The organism is Lactobacillus sp. WILCCON 0058, assembly GCF_057198005.1.
Map to the genome: position 1 here is coordinate 292,774 of NZ_JBUBHM010000001.1, position 19,191 is coordinate 311,964.

Annotated in this window: 24 protein-coding genes; 8 read left to right on the forward strand and 16 right to left on the reverse strand. The window is 43.0% G+C overall.

What is annotated here, in order from left to right; translation table 11 throughout:
• Window positions 1-8 precede the first annotated feature (8 nt).
• Window positions 9-962 carry an ABC transporter ATP-binding protein gene (locus ACYVUU_RS01370; protein ID WP_439775261.1) on the forward strand — a complete coding sequence of 318 codons (954 nt, stop codon included), beginning with the start codon at window positions 9-11 and terminating at the stop codon, window positions 960-962.
• A 169-nt stretch (window positions 963-1,131) separates the two neighbouring features.
• Window positions 1,132-1,815 (forward strand): DUF975 family protein, encoded by a 684-nt coding sequence (locus ACYVUU_RS01375; protein WP_484499742.1) that lies wholly within the window; start codon window positions 1,132-1,134, stop codon window positions 1,813-1,815.
• Between the two features lie 69 nt (window positions 1,816-1,884).
• Here the strand turns inward: ACYVUU_RS01375 and ACYVUU_RS01380 are convergent, their stop codons facing one another.
• Complete coding sequence (locus ACYVUU_RS01380; RefSeq protein ID WP_484499743.1) at window positions 1,885-3,198, reverse strand: C1 family peptidase; 1,314 nt, start codon at window positions 3,196-3,198, stop codon at window positions 1,885-1,887.
• A gap of 137 nt (window positions 3,199-3,335) precedes the next feature.
• Here ACYVUU_RS01380 and ACYVUU_RS01385 point away from each other — a divergent pair, with 137 nt between their 5' ends.
• Complete coding sequence (locus ACYVUU_RS01385; RefSeq protein WP_484499744.1) at window positions 3,336-3,518, forward strand: hypothetical protein; 183 nt, start codon at window positions 3,336-3,338, stop codon at window positions 3,516-3,518.
• Window positions 3,511-3,876, forward strand: a complete 366-nt coding sequence (locus ACYVUU_RS01390) for a type II toxin-antitoxin system PemK/MazF family toxin (RefSeq protein WP_439775267.1) — start codon at window positions 3,511-3,513, stop codon at window positions 3,874-3,876. The genes ACYVUU_RS01385 and ACYVUU_RS01390 overlap by 8 nt, the downstream gene beginning before the upstream one ends.
• Before the next feature lie 63 nt (window positions 3,877-3,939).
• Here ACYVUU_RS01390 and ACYVUU_RS01395 read toward each other — a convergent pair whose 3' ends face one another.
• Both ACYVUU_RS01395 and ACYVUU_RS01400 read right to left on the reverse strand, forming a co-directional pair.
• Complete coding sequence (locus ACYVUU_RS01395) at window positions 3,940-5,250, reverse strand: C1 family peptidase (RefSeq protein WP_484499746.1); 1,311 nt, start codon at window positions 5,248-5,250, stop codon at window positions 3,940-3,942.
• A 115-nt stretch (window positions 5,251-5,365) separates the two neighbouring features.
• Window positions 5,366-7,180, reverse strand: coding sequence for a peptide cleavage/export ABC transporter (locus ACYVUU_RS01400; RefSeq protein WP_484499747.1), 1,815 nt, complete (start codon window positions 7,178-7,180; stop codon window positions 5,366-5,368).
• 134 nt (window positions 7,181-7,314) lie between these two features.
• On the opposite strand from ACYVUU_RS01400, the gene ACYVUU_RS01405 reads away from it, so the two are divergent.
• The gene (locus ACYVUU_RS01405) at window positions 7,315-9,066 is read left to right on the forward strand and encodes an IS1634 family transposase (RefSeq protein ID WP_484499605.1); all 1,752 of its coding nucleotides are present in this window, start codon (window positions 7,315-7,317) and stop codon (window positions 9,064-9,066) included.
• Window positions 9,032-9,262: a hypothetical protein gene (locus ACYVUU_RS01410; protein ID WP_484499575.1), complete on the forward strand. Its 231-nt coding sequence runs from the start codon at window positions 9,032-9,034 to the stop codon at window positions 9,260-9,262. The genes ACYVUU_RS01405 and ACYVUU_RS01410 overlap by 35 nt, the downstream gene beginning before the upstream one ends.
• A 63-nt stretch (window positions 9,263-9,325) precedes the next feature.
• Here ACYVUU_RS01410 and ACYVUU_RS01415 read toward each other — a convergent pair whose 3' ends face one another.
• The 9 genes from ACYVUU_RS01415 to ACYVUU_RS01455 form a co-directional block, all read right to left on the reverse strand.
• Window positions 9,326-9,721 carry a cysteine peptidase family C39 domain-containing protein gene (locus tag ACYVUU_RS01415; RefSeq protein WP_484499748.1) on the reverse strand — a complete coding sequence of 132 codons (396 nt, stop codon included), beginning with the start codon at window positions 9,719-9,721 and terminating at the stop codon, window positions 9,326-9,328.
• Window positions 9,718-10,479: a LytR/AlgR family response regulator transcription factor gene (locus ACYVUU_RS01420; protein WP_439775269.1), complete on the reverse strand. Its 762-nt coding sequence runs from the start codon at window positions 10,477-10,479 to the stop codon at window positions 9,718-9,720. The genes ACYVUU_RS01415 and ACYVUU_RS01420 overlap by 4 nt, the downstream gene beginning before the upstream one ends.
• Before the next feature lie 2 nt (window positions 10,480-10,481).
• Window positions 10,482-11,834 (reverse strand): GHKL domain-containing protein, encoded by a 1,353-nt coding sequence (locus tag ACYVUU_RS01425; protein ID WP_484499749.1) that lies wholly within the window; start codon window positions 11,832-11,834, stop codon window positions 10,482-10,484.
• 10 nt (window positions 11,835-11,844) lie between these two features.
• Window positions 11,845-12,012 (reverse strand): bacteriocin, encoded by a 168-nt coding sequence (locus tag ACYVUU_RS01430; RefSeq protein ID WP_484499750.1) that lies wholly within the window; start codon window positions 12,010-12,012, stop codon window positions 11,845-11,847.
• A 73-nt stretch (window positions 12,013-12,085) separates the two neighbouring features.
• The gene (locus tag ACYVUU_RS01435; protein WP_439775271.1) at window positions 12,086-12,307 is read right to left on the reverse strand and encodes a hypothetical protein; all 222 of its coding nucleotides are present in this window, start codon (window positions 12,305-12,307) and stop codon (window positions 12,086-12,088) included.
• Between the two features lie 16 nt (window positions 12,308-12,323).
• Window positions 12,324-13,250 (reverse strand): glycosyltransferase family protein, encoded by a 927-nt coding sequence (locus ACYVUU_RS01440; protein ID WP_484499751.1) that lies wholly within the window; start codon window positions 13,248-13,250, stop codon window positions 12,324-12,326.
• A 6-nt stretch (window positions 13,251-13,256) separates the two neighbouring features.
• Window positions 13,257-13,514 (reverse strand): glycosyltransferase, encoded by a 258-nt coding sequence (locus ACYVUU_RS01445; RefSeq protein ID WP_484499752.1) that lies wholly within the window; start codon window positions 13,512-13,514, stop codon window positions 13,257-13,259.
• Window positions 13,515-13,521: 7 nt separating this feature from the next.
• Window positions 13,522-13,680 (reverse strand): bacteriocin, encoded by a 159-nt coding sequence (locus ACYVUU_RS01450; protein WP_484499753.1) that lies wholly within the window; start codon window positions 13,678-13,680, stop codon window positions 13,522-13,524.
• A 206-nt stretch (window positions 13,681-13,886) separates the two neighbouring features.
• On the reverse strand, window positions 13,887-14,312 hold the full coding sequence (locus ACYVUU_RS01455; RefSeq protein ID WP_484499754.1) for an Hsp20/alpha crystallin family protein: 426 nt from the start codon (window positions 14,310-14,312) through the stop codon (window positions 13,887-13,889).
• A 232-nt stretch (window positions 14,313-14,544) separates the two neighbouring features.
• On the opposite strand from ACYVUU_RS01455, the gene greA reads away from it, so the two are divergent.
• Window positions 14,545-15,009: a transcription elongation factor GreA gene (greA, locus tag ACYVUU_RS01460; RefSeq protein WP_484499755.1), complete on the forward strand. Its 465-nt coding sequence runs from the start codon at window positions 14,545-14,547 to the stop codon at window positions 15,007-15,009.
• Between the two features lie 42 nt (window positions 15,010-15,051).
• On the opposite strand, the gene ACYVUU_RS01465 is transcribed toward greA, so the two are convergent.
• The 4 genes from ACYVUU_RS01465 to ACYVUU_RS01480 all read right to left on the reverse strand — a co-directional run bounded on the left by ACYVUU_RS01465 (window position 15,052) and on the right by ACYVUU_RS01480 (window position 17,940).
• Window positions 15,052-15,261 carry a hypothetical protein gene (locus tag ACYVUU_RS01465; protein WP_484499756.1) on the reverse strand — a complete coding sequence of 70 codons (210 nt, stop codon included), beginning with the start codon at window positions 15,259-15,261 and terminating at the stop codon, window positions 15,052-15,054.
• A gap of 54 nt (window positions 15,262-15,315) precedes the next feature.
• Window positions 15,316-15,876 carry a hypothetical protein gene (locus tag ACYVUU_RS01470; RefSeq protein ID WP_484499757.1) on the reverse strand — a complete coding sequence of 187 codons (561 nt, stop codon included), beginning with the start codon at window positions 15,874-15,876 and terminating at the stop codon, window positions 15,316-15,318.
• 168 nt (window positions 15,877-16,044) lie between these two features.
• Complete coding sequence (locus ACYVUU_RS01475; RefSeq protein ID WP_439775278.1) at window positions 16,045-16,515, reverse strand: hypothetical protein; 471 nt, start codon at window positions 16,513-16,515, stop codon at window positions 16,045-16,047.
• A gap of 135 nt (window positions 16,516-16,650) precedes the next feature.
• Window positions 16,651-17,940, reverse strand: coding sequence for an adenylosuccinate synthase (locus tag ACYVUU_RS01480; protein WP_484499758.1), 1,290 nt, complete (start codon window positions 17,938-17,940; stop codon window positions 16,651-16,653).
• A 185-nt stretch (window positions 17,941-18,125) separates the two neighbouring features.
• Between ACYVUU_RS01480 and ACYVUU_RS01485 the strand changes: the two genes are divergently transcribed.
• The gene (locus ACYVUU_RS01485; RefSeq protein WP_439775280.1) at window positions 18,126-19,118 is read left to right on the forward strand and encodes a GMP reductase; all 993 of its coding nucleotides are present in this window, start codon (window positions 18,126-18,128) and stop codon (window positions 19,116-19,118) included.
• Window positions 19,119-19,191 lie beyond the last annotated feature (73 nt).

The window sequence follows — 19,191 nt, forward strand, 5'->3', positions numbered from 1 at the left end:
AGCAGAATATGCCAGAAGAAAGAAAAAAGATTTTAGAGGTCAAGCACTTGAAGCAATACTTCAAGAACGGGCGCACCGTCACTAAGGGTGTCGACGACGTCAGCTTCGACATCTATGAAGGTGAAGTCTTCGGCCTGGTTGGTGAATCAGGTTCTGGTAAGACCACCACTGGCCGGTCAATTTTGCAGCTGTACAAGCCAACGGCCGGTGAAGTCCTCTTTGAAGGCAAGGATGTGACCAAGCTGCATGGCCGCGAGGAACAATTGGCTTTCCGCCGCGACGCGCAGATGATCTTCCAGGACCCATACGCTTCCCTTAACCCAAGAATGACGGTTGAAGACATTATCGCGGAAGGGCTGGACATCCACCACTTGGTCAAGGACAAGGCAGAACGGCGCAAGCGAGTTGAAGACCTGCTGGAAACGGTTGGTTTGAACCGTAACCACGCTTCCCGTTTCCCACACGAATTCTCCGGTGGTCAGCGGCAAAGAATCGGTATCGCCCGGGCCTTGGCCGTTGAACCGAAGTTCATCGTGGCCGACGAACCAATTTCAGCCTTGGACGTGTCCATTCAAGCTCAGGTTGTCAACTTGATGATCGACTTGAAGAAGCAGCGCGATTTGACCTACCTCTTCATCGCCCACGACTTGTCCATGGTTAAGTTCATTTCCGACCGGATCGGGGTTATGCACTACGGTAAGCTTTTGGAAGTCGGCAGTGCTGATGAAGTTTACGACCACCCGCTGCACGACTACACCAAGAGTTTGATCTCAGCCGTGCCGCAGCCGGACCCAGAAATCGAACGGTCACGCAAGCGGATCGACTACGAATACGGCAAGTTCGAAGGCGACGGCAAGGACGACCAACGGTCCATGCATGAAATCCGTCCAGGCCACTTTGTTAAGTGTACTGACGATGAAGTTGCCTACTACGAAAAGGTTGCCCAAAGCTACGAAAAGTAGTTTGATAAAGCAGATAAAGAAAGAGAGCTCTAGCGAGCTCTCTTTTTGTCTTTCGTCTATTTTTTGTCCATTTTTGTCTGTTTAACTGATAAGGATATCCTTGCTATGATATAATTATGACAAGATAACAGTGCTGCCTAAAGGGCAGCTTTCGAATTCGGGGGTATTTATGATGGAAGATGCAAATGTAACAATTGACCGCCCGGCCTTGAAGGCCGCGGCCAAGAGCAAGCTAAAGGGCAAGTGGGGCTGGGCAGTTGGTCTGACTTTCATGACCGCTGTCTTCTCCGGGATTTTTAACGGGGTACCAGCTGGCTTCACGGCCGTGCAGGGGAGTAACATCAGTGCCGTCTCAGTGAGCACGAGCGTAGTCGGCTCTCTTTTAAGCGCCTTGATCATTGCGGGGGTAACTTATACCTACCTGCACCTGGTCGACAAGGAAGAGAAGACTAATATCTTTACCGGGATTTTTTCCGGTTTTACCAACAGCCGCTTTTTGCCGACCTTTTTAACCACCTTCTTGACCATGTTCTTTACGGCCATGTGGACTCTGTTGCTGGTAATTCCCGGGATTATCAAGGGCCTCAGCTACTCCATGGCGCCATACATCTTGAAGGATATGCTGGGTGCCGGCAAGGAGCCAGAGCCAACTGAGGCGATCACCAAGAGCCGGAAACTGATGGACGGGCACAAGTGGGAACTGTTTGTTTTCGACTTGAGTTTTATTGGCTGGGACATTCTAGCCGTCCTGTCCTTGGGGATCGGCTTCCTCTGGCTGGTGCCTTACTACAATGCGGCTCACGCTGAGTTCTACCGGGCTTTGGCTGGTGACCAGTTCAAGAGCAAGGATTAAGTTCAAAGCAAAAACCGCTCAAGTTCTGTTAGAGAACTGAGCGGTTTTTTCGCGCTTAAAAAGCTAGTATTAAGCCAATGAGTCCCAAGGAGCAAGCTCAACAGGAGTTGAAGAGAGCAGTTCCTGCTGGTCCTTGGTCAAGTACTTCTTGTGGACAACAACTTCGTAGACGTATTCCTTGAACCAGTTGTGGCTCATGACGAAGAAGCCCTTTTCCCCGGACTTGTCGCCCCAGGAGTTTTCCACCTTCCATTGACGGATGTCGCCATTGTCTTCATCAACCCCGACTAAAGTCATGGCATGGGAAACTTCACCAACGCCGGTAGCCAGGCGGTCAGCCTTGGACAAGCTGAGGTCAACGTCAAAGAGGTCATCCAACTTGTAGAGGTCAGTGTCCAGGTAGCCGGTCTTGCGGTCCATTTGGCGCAGGACGTCGTTGCCGAACCAGACAGCTTCCCCGTCCTTTAATTGGGCAACAGCGGCTTGTTCCAGGTATTCCATCGGTACGTTCAAGAAGAGGATCGGGCTGCCGCCTTCAACATTATCTTCAGCGCCCAGGTGGTAGAGCTTGCCGTATTCGTGGTCTGGGGCGTTGGTCAAGACGACGTAGTCGTCCAGGTCGACGTCAAAGTACTTGTTGAAGAAGGAAACTGGAGTCAAGTTCTTTTCCAGGTGGTAGTTCTTGTCGTCGTCTCTGTATTCCAGGTCAAAAGTCTTTGGCGGTTCACCAACGGCGATAGCGACCATCCGGTAGATTTCGTTTAAGAAGGTCTTGCGGGCCTTTTCCAGCCCTTCCTGGTCACCTGCTTGAGCCAGGCGGCGCAAGGCCAGGGCATCTTTTCTTTCCTTGTCAGCCAAGGCGCTGGCCAAGCCGGCCGTAGCGGAAGTGTTGAAGCTCTCAGGCATAGCGTAGCTTGGTACGACACCATACTTCTTGACCAAAGAGATGGCCATGTGCCATTGGCCGCCGTCGTGGCCAGCGAAGTCGAAGTAGCTGCGGACTTCCCGGTCGTCTAATGGCTTACCAGCGGTTTCGATCACTTTTTCATAGAAGAGGTTGGCTCTTTCCAGCTTGTCCCAGAAGAAGTTGTAGCTTTGGGACAGGGTGAAGTTCTTGGCCTTGTGCTTGGCGCCGAAGTTGTGGCGCAAGATGTTCATGGTTGAAAAAAGCCAGCAGCGGCCGGACTGCTTTTGGTTGGTAACGTTGTCCGTCGGCAACTCAGTTGAAAAGACCCGGGTCAGGCGGCCAGCCACGCGTTCGTTGTAGGAAGCTTCCAGAACCCCGCTTCTGGCGGCGGCACGGGCGATGACTTGGTTCTTCGGGTCAGCATTGAAATTGGCGCTGAATTCCGCCAATTCCTGCAGAGTTAATTCGTGACTCATGTGTTTTTTCTCCTTTTGTTTTAATATTAATAAGTCAATGTTAACATACCTGCTTAAATCAAGGAATCCCAAGGATTCAGTTCTTTATAAGTGCTAATCAGTATGACTATCGTTATACTGTGGGTAGAGGTGATAGTATGGTTGTTAAAGCAAATAATGAACATAAGCCGGTCAAAGAAGAGAGCAAGCATGATATCTGGTCAGATTCTAGCTACGATAATCTGGACTATGAACAGCTGATCGCGGAAGAATATCATGATTTGGGCTATAACCCTCGTGAATTAAAGCCTGTTGGAAGGGAATTACCGAAGGATGATTGACGTTCATCAAGGAGATATAATCATCATCGATGCTGAACCACATGCAGGACATGAAATGGGCGGGCATGATCCACAAAAAGGTAACATTAGGCGGCGCTTTCTGATAGTCAGTCGTGATGTCTATAATGCAAGATCAGGTTTAGTAATTGGTTTGGCACTCACGCATGTACATCGGGAGGATCCCTTTAGGTTTCCAGTAGTTGACTTTGCAAGTAGAACCAATGGTGATGCTTTATTGTTGCAGCTATTATCGTATGACTTCTTAGCTAGAAAAGGCAAAGTTATAGGTCATATCCATGATATGGCTCAATTTGATAATATTCTCACGCAAGTTCAAAATATATTTAAGAAAGAATAATTGAAATCGACCAGTAAAAAAGTTGTTAGAACTAATTTGCAGTTCTAACAACTTTTTGCTTATTTAAATCAAAGAATCCCAAGGATCAAGTTCGATCGGCTGACTCTTGAGCAGGTCCAGAATTTCAGCTGGCACGTGCTTCTTTTGCACGGCAACCTCGTAGGTGTATTCTCTGAACCAGTCAGCGCTCATGGTGAAGTAACCCTTTTCCCCGGACTTGTCGCCCCAGGAGTTTTCTACCTTCCACTTGCGGATGTGGCCGCCATCAATGTCGGCACCGACAATAGCCATGTCGTGAGAAGATTCGCCGATCCCGGTCCGCAGGCGGTCAGCCTTGGACAAGTGGGTGTCAATGCCAAGCAAAGCGTCATATTGGTAAAGCTTTAGGTCCATCATCCCGGTCTTCCGGTCCATTTGCCGGAGGACGTCATTGCCAAACCAGACTGCTTCGCCGCCCTTTAACTGCTCAACCGTGGCCTGTTCCAGGTATTCCATCGGCACATTGATGAAGAGGTTTGGGTAGCCGCCTTGGATGTTGTCTTCAAAGCCCAGGTGGAGGACCCGGTTTAGCGGGTGGTCAGGGGCGTTGGCCAAGACAACGTAGTCATCTAAGTCGGTGTCACAGTATTTTTGGTAAAAGGCAAGGGGAGTGAGGTCCTTGTCTAGGTGGTAATTTTGGTCATCGTCCCGAAATTCCAGGTCAAAGGTCTTAGGAGGCTCTCCCAAGGCCGTAGCCATGATTTGGTAGATATCGCCAAGGAAACGCACCCGGGCAGCTTCTAGGGCCTCTTGATCGTCTTTTTGGGCTAATTCGCGCAAGGCTAGGGCATCTTTACGTTCCTTGTCAGCTAGGATTTGGTCTAAGACGGCGGAGTGTTCGCTATTGAAGCTTTCCGGCATGGCGTAAGTTGGGACGACGCCGTACTTTTTAATTAGGGAGGCGGCCATGTGCCACTGGCCACCGTCGGTTTGGCACCAGTCAAAGTAGCCGCGCACTGTCTGGTCGTCTAAGGGGCGGTCAGCGGTCTTGATGATTCGGTCGTAGAAGTAGTTGGCCCGTTCAATCTTATCCCAGAAGAAGTTGTAGCTTTGGGAAAAAGTGAAGTTCTTGTCCTTGTTCTTCTTGCCAAAGTTGTGGCGGACAACATTTAAGGTTGAAAAGAGCCAGCAGCGGCCGGACTGCTTTTGGTTGGTGACATTGTCAGTGTCCAGCTCTAAAGAAAAGGTGTGGTTGTGCTCAGCGGCAGAGTTGTAGGCCGCTTCTTGGAGGCCCGACCGGCTAACAGCCCGGCTGATGACTTGTTTTTTGGGGTCGGCGTTAAATTGCCGGCTAAATTGGTCCAGCAATTCGGAATTTAATTCGTGCTTAGTCATATATTTTCCTTTCTATTTCTTAGTCAATCTTCTTCAATCTTACGGGAAATATTGCGTATTTTCAATGATTGCTAAATAGTAAAAAAGCACTTCAAGACTTGGAGTGCGTTCATTTCTATGAATTTTTAATTAGGTTGTAGTAGTAACCGTGTTGGTCAAGTAAGTCGTTAGGCTTACCTTGCTCTACGATTTCGCCCTGGTGTAGTACTATGATTCGATCTGATTGTTGTGCGGTAGAAAGATGGTGTGCAATAAAGATAATTGTTTTATCTGGAATTTGGAGTAGATTTCTAACAATTTTAGATTCAGTAATGGTATCAAGGCCACTCGTGATTTCATCAAAAATTAAAACAGTAGCTGATGATAAAAGCGCACGCGCAATTGCAATGCGTTGCTTCTGCCCACCGGATAGCATTTTTCCTTGTTCGTCAAGTTGAGTATCAAACTTAAGAGGCAGGTTATCAATATCTTGAAAGATTTCAGCAACTTTACAAGCATCTATTAATTGTTGCTCTGAGATTGAATTAGGTGAACCGAGTAGAAGGTTGTCTCTAATTGTTCCCGAAAAAATGTTAGAGTTTTGAGGAGTATAGTTAATATAATTGCGGAGTAAGTGATGTTCAATTTTCCTGATAGGGTAATGATTAAATGTCAATTTGCCCTTGCTTGGATAATCAAAGCCAACGAGCAGCTTAGCCAATGTAGATTTACCTGAGCCACTCATTCCAACAATTGTAATTTTTTCGCCCTTTTCAATTTGGAAGTTGATATTTCTCAAGGTATCCTTATTAAAATTGTAGTGATAGAAAACGTCTTGGAGCTGAATAGTTCCATCAATTTGATCGCGGGCAGTAATTGTTGTTGGAGTAAAATTTTCTGGTTTTACAGCATAAACTTCATTTAACCTCTTTTGGGCTACTTGAGCTGATTGGATTGTAGGCTGAAGACCTATAATGTTTTTGATAGACTCGAAAAAATAAATTAGTAGAGAGTTGAAAGCTATTAGCTGACCGATTGACATTGAATGACCGATGATGTCTCTTGAGCCAAACCATAAAATTAGCAGAGTTAAAGAAGTTTCGATAAAAGTTTTTATGGTATTTTGATAAGCAGCCATTTTTCCATATTCAAAATTCTTTTGAAGATAATGAAGGTATTTATCGCTGAGATTTTTCAAATATTGTTGCTCTCCATTAAAGGCTTTGATTGTCTCCATCCCCTCGATACTTTCAATAATTGCAGATGAAACTTCCGAATTGCTCTCCATTTGTTCATTATTGAGTCGATCAAATCTTTTACTAAAGCAGATAATGGCTATCAAAAATAGTGGGATTGAAAGAATAGCCAAAATGAAAAGATGTCTATTCTGAAAGAATAGGATAAAGCTGACAGTAATGATGATGGTTAAGTCGAGAAGGAAGGAGACGGTCAAATTAGCTAAAGCTTCAACGATATGTCCAGTGTCAGAAAAACGTGAAGTGATTTCACCGGTCTTTCGAGTAGTAAAAAAGTTTATTGGTAATTGGAAAAGGTGCTCTAGGTATTTGAAATTTAGCTTGTTAGATAATTTTTGCTCTAGCCGAATTAATAGAAGATTTTGCTCAAAAGAAAAAATAGAACTGGCTATATAAGCTGTTAACAAACTACAAGAAAAGATAGTAATTAAATTGGAATTTCCTCTTGGAATAAGAGTATCAATCAGTTCTTGTAAAAAAAGAGAGTTGATAATATCAATTATGGTCACCAGTAGAGATACGGTGATCAACTTAAAAATTAAACTACTTTCTTTTTTATATAATGATGGAAGAAGAGACCAAATGGTAGTGCTTTTTTCGTGCACTTCTTTAAAAGTAGATTGCGGTTTAAAAAGAAGGGCAACTCCAGTCCATTCCTGACTAAATTTTGTTTTAGTGCTAACTTCCCAGGCCAATCAAACTCAAGTCGCCTAATCAAGTGCTCTAAACCCGCAAAAATACTACATTTTTAGCACATCTTTGCTTGCATTGATGTGCTTTTCTATGTTATAATTTGAGTATGATATCATACTCAATGAAGGAGAGCATCATGTACTACAACTGCCTAGTAAATATTCCTAAGAACACTGGTAAAATTTCCAGAAATAAACGAGGCAAGACTACCTACATCGAATACACTTATGCTAGAGAGTACCTTCCCGAGAAGAAATACAACGTCGCCAAAAGAACGACCATTGGGAAAGCTGCCCCTGATCATCCGGGAATGATGTTCCCTAACCCCAACTTCGAAAAATTCTTCCCTGATGTTGAGATTCCCGCCGAAGGAACGGCGGCTGAACCAGTCAATGAGTCCAGAAGCAGCTGTATCCGAATTGGTGCCTTCTCTGTAGTCAGACGAATTATTGAAGACTACAAGCTCGCTGAACACTTGAAGCGCTGGGATGATCGGGGAAAAGGACTGCTCCTTGACCTGGCCGCGTACTCTGTTATCGCAGAAAGCAACGTGGCTCAGCACTTCCCGGATTATGCCTACAACCATCCATTGATGACGCCACAGAACAAGATTTACAGTGACTCTACAATCTCGCGCTTCATTCGCGAGATCGATGACAATGACAGGGTCGACTTCTTGAACAGCTGGAACGCCACCCATGACAAGAATGAGAAAATCTACGTTTCCTATGACTCCACCAACAAGAACTGCAAGGCTGGAGATATTGAGATGGCTGAATACGGTCACCCCAAGAATGACGTTGGCGCGCCAATCATCAACTACTCGATTGCTTACGATATGACCAATGAGAAGCCCCTGCTTTACGAGAGCTACCCGGGCAGTATCGTTGACGTCTCGCAGCTGAAATACATGCTGGAGAAGATTCGCGGCTACGGCTATAAGAAGATAGGCTTCATCCTTGATCGCGGATACTTCAGTAAGGCTAACATCCAGTTCATGGACTCATGTGACTATGATTTCGTGATGATGGTTAAAGGCAGAGCCTCCTTTGTACACGGCTTGATCATGGAGCACATGGGTGACTTCGAATCAAAGAGAGCCTGCTCAATCAAGGCTTACCGGACTTATGGTATGACGGTTAAAGCCAAGCTGTACGCGGATGACGACACTGACCGCTACTTCCACATCTACTACAAAGCCAAGAAGCAGGCCAGCGAACGTGCTAGACTGGAAGCTGATCTGGACCGAATGGAAGCCGAGATGGACAAGATAAAGGGCAGAGAATACAAGCTTCCAAAGAGATACGAGCACTACTTCAAGCTTACCTACCACAAAGGCAAGTTCTATGGCTACGAGGAGCGGGAAGATGTCATTGAACGAGAGCTGCAGCTGTGCGGCTATTTCGCAATTGTGACCTCTGAAAAGATGACGGCTTCAGAAGCTTTGAACCTTTACAAAAGCCGCGATATCTCAGAAAAGCTGTTTGGCAGTGATAAGACCTTCCTTGGCAACCGTTCATTCAGAGTCGCAAGCAGCCAGGCAGCTGAAGCGAAGATCTTCATTCAGTTCATTGCTTTGATAATCCGGGCAAGAATCTACACGCTTCTGAGAAAACGTAAAGCCGAAATGCCGGGCAAGCCTAACTATCTGAACGTACCTTCGGCACTGAAAGAGCTCGAAAAGATTGAACTGATACGACAGCCGAACGGCAACTATAAGCTCGATCACGCAGTCACGGCTACCCAGAAAGTAATACTAGGCGCTTTTGGGCTAGACGAAGAATGGATCAAAGCACAGGCAAGACTGATTGGAAAAGACATTAAGAACGCCGCAATGCCAGAAGAACAGAAAGATGATGATGAAGATGCCGAGAACGAAGAGTATTAAAACTATTGAAGCAGAGATCTCCCAAACAGAAGAACAGCTCCGACGCCTCAAAGAGCGCTGCGATAAAGCGTCAGAGAAGCTTGATGCCCTCTATGAGCTCAAGAAGCACCGAGAGCAGGAGGAATTACTAAAAGCTATTGATAAAAGTACCAGAACCAAAGCTGAGATCCTCGCGTTTCTAGAAAGTCATGCATAAAAAGAAATACGGTTAGCAGAAAATCTGCCAACCGTATGGTTTGAGTTGTAAAATCCTGGGAAACTAGCATTTAGTAATTTCAATAATTCCGATATTTGGGTCTGGATCAGCAATTAATAATTTTGAGCCCAAATCTTTTAAAACAGTATAGTAATGAAGGAGCTCGTTATCTTTAATTACGTGCACAATTAGTGGATATGTGGTATTTCTAGAATGGAATAATGATAAATCTGCTTTAACAGCAGTAACATCTAAATATAGCTGTTCTGCTGCTTTTACCAAACCAAGTGCAGTGGTACCTTCAATATTTGTTTTGGCTAGATGTCGTAAATGGGCTAAAGTTACATCTGAATGGTAGCTTTTTAAAACCATTGCTAAACAAGCTATTCCACAATCAGTTTCTTCCAATTGAGATATATACGATTTATGATACTTAATAGAATTAAATAGGCTGATCATTTTGAAAAATATTTTCTAAGCATATGACTGTTTTTTCGTGAATAGTATTGAATATCACCGTTAGGGAAGGTGATTTTGTGCGACTGATAATCAATTTCAGCTTTTTTAGGATTAATTAAGCATGATTGACTGATTTGCAAGAGATAAGGTGCCGTTTCCGCAATTTTGCTGATACTACCGATAAACTGACTAATTCCGTTGGTATGAACAAGTTCTAATTTATGGGAGTTGCCAGTAGTTGAAATATAGTAAATATTATCTGCAGCAATTTTCTTTACTTCATATCCAGCTTTATAAGTAAAGAAGTTTGCAGATTCTGAGCTTGAGTTTTCAAAATAATTAATGGCTGATTTTAAGGTGTCTGAAATACGCGTAGTTAACTCTGCTACATTAGAGCTTTTTACTATATAATCGATAGGCCCCAATCGTCTTTGATAAGTGATGATAGAAAGGTCGGCATGACTTGTAACGAAAATAATCTGAGCTTTTGGATCGTTTTGCTTAATGTATTCTGCTAAGTCAAATCCGTTATCTTTACCAATATTTTTACCAAGCTCAACATCTAGGAAATAGATTCCACCGGTAGGTATTGTCTTCTGTAAAATATTGATAGCACTTTTGTATGTTGTCGCTTGCCCAAATACGTTAAAAGTTACCGAATCGTTATCAGATAATCGAAAAGCAGCGATTAATAGCATGTGCTTAAGCTGACCAATTGTATCTTGATTGTCATCACAAATAAATACTTGATACTTCATAGCTAGTCTATTACCTCATCTATTGGCAGGATGGTTAGATTGAAAATAAACCAAGTATCCTTGATATGATAGTCAATTATGACATTGTCGTATTTTTGAGAAAATTGCTTAACGTTTGCTAATCCGAGGCCAGGATGTTGCTTTTTAGTCGTGTATCCTTTTTCAGTTAACTGACTCAAAGTAATATCAGAATTAGGAATTCGATTTCTGATCATAAACTCAAAGTCGTCATGATCTTGATAATACATGGCTTCAATTCGTAAGTCTTGTTTCTGAAGGAAATTGGAGTTAAAATAACCCGTTTCTGCCTCAATTGCGTTGTCAAAAGTAATACCAATCACTCTCACCAAATCAAGTAAATCGATATTTTGGGGAATTTCATAAATTTCGGATTCACATCCAAAGCTATATAAAATTCCTAAACTGTACATTTGTGTCAGTTTGCTAAATACTATACTTTTAAGTTCTTTTATATGAATATGATTTAAGTCTTTGTACTTTCGTAATGCTTCTTCGTTAAAATGACTATTTGTATATTCACTTAATTTGTCAATAACGCCTTTGACATTGCCTTCTTGAGCGTCAATTTTTAAGCTATTAAGAATGTTTTGATAATCATGCTTAAACCTGCGAAGATCATCCTCGTTTTGATCTAGATAAGATGAGTATTCTTCTAGTTCCTGCTTTTCCTGGAGCAGTTCTTTTTGTTGAGTATGGGAAAGCAACTTCTTTTGTATTTCGACTAAAGAAATATACATGATCAAAATAAAAATCGATTGCAAAAACAATAAAGCTAAAGATACGATGATGACCTCGGTTGGTTTGGTATCGCTTAAAACATACGCGTTAAGAACCATCGAACTAATATATATATACGCCAAAACACCAATAAAAACTTTTTTATTGGTGCTAGTTAGGTTAGTAATGATTTTGGGAATAATTTTAAGGAGTAGTAGGTAACTAATAATAATAATCGCAATATTAGTAAAAAAATCTAAATTACTAGAGTCCAAAATGGGAAAGAGAAAAAGAATTAAGTTAGAAAGGATGATAGTAATGGAGTCAAAAATTCCTAGGAAAAGCGCAGCACCTAGAATTAGAAATTTATCTTTTGTGTTTCTTAAACCAAGTAGTGTGAAGAAAAGAATTTCTACAATTGTAATCGAAATATTGACGACTACATTAGACGGGATTAATACGGAGGCTATAAAGCAAAAAATATAAAAAGCAGTGACAAGAATTTTCTGGGATGACGTAAACTTGACCATAGATATTTTGGTAAAAATAGATAAATCTACAATCAAACTTAGTATAATATTGGCAAGTATGCTAAATAATTCAAATGTATTGTTCATTGATATTTACTCATTGCTTTCTAAAAGCTTTAACTAAACTCTTGTATAATTGGTGGCTTTTCTTATCAGTATTAAAGCCCCGTATGTTAATAAAGTTGGTAGTAATATAAGCAGAAAGCTGAGATTGTGTAGTACCGCCCTTAATTTTTTGAAGCTCTGTTTTATCTAATTTTTTCATAAAAAGATTCCTCACTCTAATAAAAAATAGCGTTACCTAGGTAGTTACCTAAATAATACTATTAATGATCAATTTATAGCATTGAAATTACAGAAACAATAATTAAAATAGCGCCAACTAGTGACAAGATGCCTGCTCCAATATATCCACTCCATAGAGCAAATCCCCACCATTGATCATTAGAATAATTGCTACTATTTGTTTTTAACTCAAGATACTTCTTAGTTTGTTTAAAAGCAAAAGCACCGCCTACAATAAGTAGCAAGCCAACTACTAACAGAATTACATATTCCATAACCGTGTTCTCCTATTTACAATAGAAAATCTATTTCACTATCTAATAACTCTTTATACTCTGGATTATCAATATTTTCAACAAGATTTTTGGCGCTAGAATACTCGCCAATGTTAATTAGTAATTTTATTAAAGCAGGTATTACTGAATCTTCGGTTCCCTGAGATTCTTCCTCTACCTTGTCAAGATTTGATTCATATTGTCTTAGACACTTGTTGACGAATTTTAAGGTAGACCTGTTTCTGGTTTCATTTAATATATTGCTTGCAGAGATAAATATTGCTAAAAAGTTCGCATCATAGGGAAATTTCTTCATAGCCGCCTTTGAGCATTCTATAGATTCGTTAAGTTTCCCATCTGACATCAGTAAAAGAGCGTATCTTGCCAAAAGATATTTTAGCCATTTGCTGCCTTGAATGTTGCTATCTGAAAAGTTATCTGCTTCGTTACTAAATATAAACTTTTTAAGATGCTTTATATAATATTTTTTAGATATAAATCCAAGCTCGATGTAGTCTTGAGAGATCATTGCAACCCAACGTGGATTATTGGGTTCTTGGTCTATCTGATGCAATAGTAGTTTTGAGTATCTTTTAGCCTTATTAAATCTTACGATTTCTTGAGGGCTGTTTCCCTTGTTTACTATGCAAAGATTGGAGTCAACGATATCTAATTTACCTTTTATGGTTATTAGCTCTTCATGTACGCAACCATGATACCTTATAAAGTCATCCTTTTTGAATAGAACCTTTTTCCTCACAAAGGAATTGCCATTGTATGATTTTATTTTTATAGTACAAACAGGTGCTGAACTAGTTTGATCTAGATAGTATAGAAAATCTTTTAATTCATGACTAGTACAGAGTGAATTATCGAACACTTCGTCAGAATCAATGATAAAAGTCCAGCCTGCTGGAATGAACTTTAAGCATTCGTTTCTCATATAAGCCTAGTTTTCTCGCCAAGGAACTTGATAAAGATGAGCTTTAGAGAAATTTTCTTTAACGACCTGAATAGTATTATCAGTAGATCCTGTGTCTACAACTACAATAGAGTCACAGTAATTGTCTATTGATCTTAGTGCCTCTAGAATGTTGTGCTCCTGATTTTTAGTCATTATTAAACCTGTTAAATGAAGATTGTATTCAGAATTGGTTTGATAGAACTCTGTATAATTGTTGGATTCAGGTCTCTTAAATTTGATCATATTATTATTAGTGGTGGTGCTTCCAGTTAATTGAACCTGGCTCTGCTAGTTCACCAATTAGTCCACTGATTCCGTTGGACCACTTTACCCAACTTGGTTGCTTTTTCTTACCGCCCTTGACTTGTTTTAATTCGTCTTCGGACATTATTTTTAGTAACTTTTCCATAGTTAAACCCTCCCGGTCACAAATTGAATTTGGATGATCTTCTGATCACAATTGTTATTATAATGCGATTAATTGAGAAGAAACCAAATTTGCCTAAGCGGTCAATTTTGATGCTTAAATGGCATCTTTTCACAATTTCACAAGTTTTATACTGAAATTTTTGGCAAAAAAAGAAGCCCTCGCGGGCTTCTCTAAGCACTCTGAGCTTATTCGATAGTAATCGTGTCTTCGTTTTCTTCTGGAGCGCTCTTTGGCAGGGTAACCGTCAAAACGCCCCCGTCAAGCTTGGCGCTGATGGCCTTCTTGTCAACGTTCGGCAGGCTGAAGCTTCTGGAAACTGACCCTTCGCTGCGCTCCTGGCGCAAGAGGTTCTTCTTCTTGTCGCTGTCATCCTTGAAAGTGCTGCGGTGGCCGGAAATCGTCAAAATCCCGTCAGTGTAGGAGAGGTGGATGTCATCCTTGCTCATCCCCGGCACGTCGACCTTGACGGTGTATTCGTGCTCATCTTCAGCAACGTCTGATTGCAAAATGTTTCTGAAAGCGTGGCTGTCCAAGAAGTCCTTGGAGTTGTCGAGCCAGCCGCCCATGTGATCGAACAAGTCGTTGTAACGGTTCATTAAATCATTAGTCATAATCTAAAACTTCCCTTCAACAAATTATTCTATTCAAGCTGCTTTTTACAAACAGAGGCAGGAAGAGAAGCGGTGGAGCCGCTTTCTTTCCCGACAACTATATTATAGTCCCTTTTTGGAAAAATGGAGCATTTAGCACTCAACTTTTTTGACTGCTAAATAAATTTTTTGGCAAAAAGATCTGGGCGGGCTATAATGATTTAAAAATAGAAGTGAAAGGCGACTGGCAAGCATGGTATATTATCAAAAAATGACCCCGGAGGGCTACAAGCAGATTGAAGACGAGATCGCGGCCTTGAAGGCTGACCGGCCCCGCCGGGTGCAGAACCTGAAGGAGGCCCGGGCCCTGGGCGACTTGTCCGAAAACACTGAATATTCAACCGCTAAAAGAGAACTCCGCCACCTGGACAGCCGGGTCCGCTACTTGAACAAGCAGCTCAAGTATGCCGAAATCATTGAGATCAAGAATGACGGCAAGGTCAACCTGGGAAAAAATGTCACCATCCGCTATGAAGACGATGGGGAAGAGGAAAGCTACAAGATCGTGGGCCGGATGGAAGAGGCTGTAGGCGATGGCAAGCTGCCCTTTGACAGTCCTTTGGGCCACGCCCTCATGCACCGCAAGGCTGGGGATGTGGTGACGGTTGAAGCGCCGATGGGAGACTACCAAGTCACCATCCTCAGTGTGGAAAATTAAAATGGAAAACCGTCTAGCTCTAAGCTAGACGGTTTTTGCGTGTTATTTTTTGTTGAGCTTGTAGAAGAAGTAGATAGAGTCAATAAAGAAAGCGATCCCAATAAGAGCTACTTCCCAAATGTCTTTAGCAAGAAAACCATATTTTTTCCACAACATAATGTCAGTTGTGGTAATGCCGGTTGCAAAACTAGCAATGAAGGCACAAAGGCTAGTAGCAATTTTACCTTCTAGAATTTCTTTCAGCTTTTTCATAGTACTTTCTTGTACACCCACTTTACAGATTGCAAATGTTTTCTAGCTGAATCCTTATAAGTGTAAGTCTTCCAAGCAGGTTAACAACGTAGATAGTATGAACTTTCCACTCTCAGTTATTTTTCTTACGGATTCGCTATTATATTTCTGAGTATCTAGATAGTAGTATTTTCTTCCAGCATGTCTAAAAGCAACTTTGCCATTTGCGTAGCTGAAGTTGATAAACGGGCTGAAAATACTGCTACTTTGAGAAGACGGTACCTGGCTATTGTTGATATCGATAGAGCAAACTTCATCGCCATCTAAATAGATGGTGTAGATCCCATCTGCATTGGTAATTTTGTAAGAGTGTTCCTCACCGTTGTATCTTACCTTGCCGCTCATTCTTGAAGGATCATCTGGCAAGATTTGCATTGTTTCTCCTGATTTTGTGGTTATGTTTTGCCATTTGTTGTCTGATGATCCCTGTGAAGAATTGTTAGTTGAACTAGTAACTTGCACACTGCTTGTTGTAGTAGATGCATTTACCACGGTTGGAATTGTTGCTTGCAAAAGAGTTGTAGCAGAAAGGCCAGTTGCTAGTCCAATTGCGATTAATTTGCTTAGTTTTTTCACTTTTTACCTCCGAAAAATTACATTTCCAACAAATATAGTATAGCACTTACATTGCGGAAAGGAAGCGCTCTTTTGGAAAGGATATTTTGGAAAAAGTAGGCAATCATCCCAGTGTGGATAACTAAAGTGGAAAACCCGTCTGGCTTAGAGCTAGACGGGTTTTGTGTGTTATTTTTTGTTGAGCTTGTAGAATTCTTCAATTGAAAAGCCAAAAGAGAAAATGGCGATTATGGCCAATTCAATGGTTGGATCATAATTGCTTGTGCTTCTATTCCAAAAGGCGATAGCCCCAACTGCAAAGCCAGCAAATAAAGAATCAGAAAACGCAATAATTCTCAAACTTCCCTTTCCAGTTAAAATATTCCACAATCTCTCTCTAAATTTATTAGTAGTCAACTTGACTTTTACCTTGTTTAACTTGTAGAGCTTGTATGTGCCATAGATACCATAGAACAAGAGGATAAGTCCGCAGATAATAGCTTCGGCTATGGAGCTGTTATGATAACCGCCCTTGAGCCCTAAGGCAACAGTCGCTGCCGCAAAACCAGCTATGAAGGTAGTAGAAAAGGTAAAGATACTTAGAGCGATTTTACCATTTAGTACATCCTTTACGGATTGAAAAAGATTTTTGCTTTTCATGATAAAAACATCTCTTCCAAATAATATTATTTACGCCTCTATGGTAGCACTTTCTTCAAGTAAAACAAGATAAAACATTTTTTGCCAAAATAAAGAACCCCGTCAAAGACGAGGCTCTTAGTAGATATTAATTTTTTACAGAGTCCATGGGTCTTGCAAAACGATGGTTTGTTCCCGGTCTGGGCCGACAGAAACAGTCACGACAGGGATGCCAGTGATTTCACTGATCCGCTTGACGAAGGCCTGGGCCTTTTCTGGCAGGTCTTCCCAGCTCTTGGCACCGGTGATGTCTTCTTCCCAGGCTGGCAGTTCTTCGTAAACTGGCTGGCAAGCTTCAACTTCCTTCAAGTTGGCTGGGTAGTAGTCGATTTGCTTGCCATTCAAGTCGTAGGCCACGCAGATCTTAATCTTGTCAAAGCCGCTGAAGACGTCCAACAGGTTCAAGCTCAAGGCGTTGATGCCGGCTACGCGCTTAGCGTGACGGAGGGCAACTGAGTCAAACCAGCCAACCCGGCGCGGACGGCCAGTAACAGTGCCGTATTCGTGGGCGATGTCCCGGATCTTGTCGCCGGTTTCATCGTGCAGTTCAGTTGGGAACGGGCCGGCACCAACTCTGGTAGTGTAGGCCTTGCAGATGCCCAGGACAGTCTTGATCCGGTTGGCCCCGATCCCGCTGCCGGAAGCGATCCCGCCGGAAACTGAGTTAGAAGAACTTACGAATGGGTAGGTACCCTGGTCGATGTCCAGCATGATCCCTTGGGCACCTTCAAAGAGGACCTTTTCGTCCTTGTCCAGGGCGTCGTTGACGTAAAGGGAAGTGTCGCAAACGTACTTGGCGATCCGCTTGCCATATTCAACGTACTTGTTGTAGATTTCGTCAAAGTCCATGGCTGGCTTGCCGTAAACCTTGGTGAAGAGGGCGTTCTTGCTTTCCAGGTTGAAGCGGAGCTTTTCCGCAAAAGTTTCCGGATCGATCAGGTCGCAAACCCGGATGCCGATTCTGGAAGCCTTGTCCATGTAAGTTGGCCCGATCCCGTTCTTGGTGGTGCCGACCTTCAAGCTGCCCTTGGCTTCTTCTTCATAAGTGTCTTGCATTACGTGGTAAGGCATGATGACGTGAGCGCGGTTGGAGATCTTCAAGTTGCTGGTGTCGATCCCGCTCTTTTCCAAGTTGTCCAGTTCGCCCAGGAGGACTTCAGGGTTGATAACCACCCCGTTGCCGATCACGGCGCCCAATTTAGCCGCGAAGATCCCGGATGGAATCAAGCGCATCTTGAATTCCTTGCCGTCAAAGTCGATCGTGTGGCCAGCGTTGTTACCGCCGTTAGCGCGAACTGACAGGTCTGCCGTCGTCCCTAAAAAGTCTGTAATCTTACCCTTGCCTTCGTCGCCCCATTGGCTGCCGACAACTGCGATTGATGTCATTTTTTCACCTCAAAAAATATTTCGTAGAACTTACGTTAGAAAGGTTAGCATTTACCGGGCAATTAGTCAACAAAAAATCCGAATAATATTTTCAGAACGTTCGTAAATGGTTCGAATAAGTCTTGACTTTTAAGGGAAATGTCAGTAAAGTATCAAAGGTACTTTAAAAAAGGAGCTGGCAAAGAATGAGCAATTATTTCAGCATGGAAGCTTTTGACTATGATGATATCCAACTGGTGCCCAACAAGGCCATCGTGAAGAGCCGGAAGGAATGTGACACGAGCGTCAAGTTTGGAAACCGAACTTTCAAGATCCCAGTCGTTCCCGCCAACATGGAAAGCGTCATTGACGAAGACCTGGCGGTCTGGCTGGCCCAAAATGGCTATTACTATGTCATGCACCGCTTCCAGCCCGAAAAGCGGGCCGACTTCATCAAGATGATGCATGAGAAGGGACTTTTTGCATCGATTTCCGTCGGCATCAAGGACGATGAATATGACTTTATCGACGAACTGGTGGAAAAGGACTTAATCCCGGAATACACCACGATCGACGTGGCCCACGGGCACTCAGTCTACGTGATCGACATGATCAAGTACATTAAGGAAAAAATGCCGGACACCTTCCTTACGGCCGGCAACGTGGCAACGCCAGAAGCCGTCCGGGAATTGGAAAATGCCGGCGCTGACGCTACCAAGGTCGGGGTTGGCCCGGGCAAGGCCTGCATCACCAAGCTCAAGACCGGTTTCGGGACTGGCGGCTGGCAGCTGGCTGCCCTCAGAATGTGCAGCAAGGTGGCCAGAAAGCCTTTGATCGCTGACGGGGGGATCCGCCACAACGGCGACATCGCCAAGTCTGTCCGCTTCGGGGCCAGCATGGTCATGATCGGGTCAATGCTGGCCGGGCATGAAGAATCCCCGGGCAACGTGATCAAGATCGACGGCAAGACCTACAAGCAGTACTGGGGTTCAGCCAGTGAAGTGCAAAAGGGTGCCTACCGCAACGTTGAAGGCAAGCAAATGCTGGTCCCTTACCGGGGCAGCATCGCTGACACCTTGGAAGAAATGAAGGAAGACCTGCAGTCTTCCATCTCTTATGCCGGCGGCCGGGACCTGGAATCAATCAAGCGGGTTGACTACGTCATCGTCAAGAACACGATCATGAACGGCGACTATTAAACTGAATTTTTGGAAAAGAGGCTGAGGCCTCTTTTTATTTTTGCTTTTATTTTCTGTTTTATTTTTTGTTCGC

Coding starts and splice junctions, on each gene's coding strand:
- ACYVUU_RS01370 (WP_439775261.1), top strand. CDS start 9: ATGCCAGAAGAAAGAAAAAAGATTTTAGAGGTCAAGCACTTGAAGCAA.
- ACYVUU_RS01375 (WP_484499742.1), top strand. CDS start 1,132: ATGATGGAAGATGCAAATGTAACAATTGACCGCCCGGCCTTGAAGGCC.
- ACYVUU_RS01380 (WP_484499743.1), bottom strand. CDS start 3,198: ATGAGTCACGAATTAACTCTGCAGGAATTGGCGGAATTCAGCGCCAAT.
- ACYVUU_RS01385 (WP_484499744.1), top strand. CDS start 3,336: ATGGTTGTTAAAGCAAATAATGAACATAAGCCGGTCAAAGAAGAGAGC.
- ACYVUU_RS01390 (WP_439775267.1), top strand. CDS start 3,511: ATGATTGACGTTCATCAAGGAGATATAATCATCATCGATGCTGAACCA.
- ACYVUU_RS01395 (WP_484499746.1), bottom strand. CDS start 5,250: ATGACTAAGCACGAATTAAATTCCGAATTGCTGGACCAATTTAGCCGG.
- ACYVUU_RS01405 (WP_484499605.1), top strand. CDS start 7,315: ATGTACTACAACTGCCTAGTAAATATTCCTAAGAACACTGGTAAAATT.
- ACYVUU_RS01410 (WP_484499575.1), top strand. CDS start 9,032: ATGATGATGAAGATGCCGAGAACGAAGAGTATTAAAACTATTGAAGCA.
- ACYVUU_RS01415 (WP_484499748.1), bottom strand. CDS start 9,721: ATGATCAGCCTATTTAATTCTATTAAGTATCATAAATCGTATATATCT.
- ACYVUU_RS01420 (WP_439775269.1), bottom strand. CDS start 10,479: ATGAAGTATCAAGTATTTATTTGTGATGACAATCAAGATACAATTGGT.
- ACYVUU_RS01425 (WP_484499749.1), bottom strand. CDS start 11,834: ATGAACAATACATTTGAATTATTTAGCATACTTGCCAATATTATACTA.
- ACYVUU_RS01430 (WP_484499750.1), bottom strand. CDS start 12,012: ATGAAAAAATTAGATAAAACAGAGCTTCAAAAAATTAAGGGCGGTACT.
- ACYVUU_RS01435 (WP_439775271.1), bottom strand. CDS start 12,307: ATGGAATATGTAATTCTGTTAGTAGTTGGCTTGCTACTTATTGTAGGC.
- ACYVUU_RS01440 (WP_484499751.1), bottom strand. CDS start 13,250: ATGAGAAACGAATGCTTAAAGTTCATTCCAGCAGGCTGGACTTTTATC.
- ACYVUU_RS01445 (WP_484499752.1), bottom strand. CDS start 13,514: ATGATCAAATTTAAGAGACCTGAATCCAACAATTATACAGAGTTCTAT.
- ACYVUU_RS01450 (WP_484499753.1), bottom strand. CDS start 13,680: ATGGAAAAGTTACTAAAAATAATGTCCGAAGACGAATTAAAACAAGTC.
- ACYVUU_RS01455 (WP_484499754.1), bottom strand. CDS start 14,312: ATGACTAATGATTTAATGAACCGTTACAACGACTTGTTCGATCACATG.
- greA (WP_484499755.1), top strand. CDS start 14,545: ATGGTATATTATCAAAAAATGACCCCGGAGGGCTACAAGCAGATTGAA.
- ACYVUU_RS01465 (WP_484499756.1), bottom strand. CDS start 15,261: ATGAAAAAGCTGAAAGAAATTCTAGAAGGTAAAATTGCTACTAGCCTT.
- ACYVUU_RS01475 (WP_439775278.1), bottom strand. CDS start 16,515: ATGAAAAGCAAAAATCTTTTTCAATCCGTAAAGGATGTACTAAATGGT.
- ACYVUU_RS01480 (WP_484499758.1), bottom strand. CDS start 17,940: ATGACATCAATCGCAGTTGTCGGCAGCCAATGGGGCGACGAAGGCAAG.
- ACYVUU_RS01485 (WP_439775280.1), top strand. CDS start 18,126: ATGAGCAATTATTTCAGCATGGAAGCTTTTGACTATGATGATATCCAA.